General features: G+C 69.8%; 1 protein-coding gene. It reads right to left on the bottom strand.

Going from position 1 to position 1023, the window contains the following annotated elements; translation table 11 throughout:
* Nucleotides 1-1014, bottom strand: a 1014-nt coding sequence (locus ACYVG5_RS21435; RefSeq protein ID WP_460683538.1) for an amino acid adenylation domain-containing protein, incomplete at its 3' end; no start/stop codon positions are given.
* Nucleotides 1015-1023 lie beyond the last annotated feature (9 nt).

Below are 1023 nucleotides of genomic sequence, written 5' to 3'. Positions count from 1 at the left end.
GTCGTCGCGGAGGATGACGTAGCCGGCCAGTTCCCCGCCGGTGTCCGGGCCGGTCAGCAGCGTGACCACCGCGGCGGTCACCTGCGGGTGGACCAGCAGCTGGCTCTCGATCTCCTGCAGGTCGACCCGGTGCCCGCGCACCTTGACCTCGCTGTCCGCGCGGCCCAGGTACTCCAGCTCCCCCTCGGGGGTGAACCGGCCCAGGTCACCGGTGCGGTAGATCCGCTCCCCCGGGATGCCTCGCGGGTCGGGGATGAACCGGTCAGCGGTGAGTTCGGGCCGGTTCACGTAGCCGCGGGCCACGCCGGGCCCGCCCACGCAGATCTCCCCGACCTCCCCGGCGGGCACCGGCTGCCGGTCGTCGTCGAGCAGGGTGATCCGGTAGGTCGGCAGCGGGCGCCCGATGGTCACCGGCCGGCCCGGCCGCAACTCGGCCATCGTGCAGGTCACGGTGGTCTCGGTGGGCCCGTAGGTGTTCAGGATCCGCCGGCCCGGCCCCCACCGGTCCACCAGCTCACGCGGGCACGCCTCACCACCGACATTGACCGTGCGGATCTTCGGCAGCAGCCGGTCCAGCGTGGCCAGCACCGTGGGAACGCAGTAGATCATCGTGATCTGGTGCTCATCGAGGAAATCGGCCAGCCCCGACCCCACCCGGCGCCCATCGGTCGGGCCGGCGACCAGCGTCGCCCCCACCGCCCAGGTCGGCCAGATCTCCTCGATGGAGAAATCGAAAGCGATCGTCATGCCCTGGTACACCCGGTCGGTGGACTCCACCCCGTACAACGAGGGCACGATCGCGATGAAATTGCAGATACTCGACTGGGTGATCTCCACACCCTTCGGGCGGCCACTCGAACCCGAGGTGTAGATGACGTAACACACCGGATCACCATCGGACTCGATCCCCGGGCGGACGCTGGACTGCATCGCCAACTCCGGCCCCACCTCATCCAACGCCAGCACCCCACACGGCAACGCAGCACACGAAGCCGCGAACCCCGTCGTCGTCACCAGCAGCCC

The organism is Modestobacter lapidis, from assembly GCF_054780755.1.
This window is presented reverse-complemented; position numbering and strand designations above follow the sequence as displayed.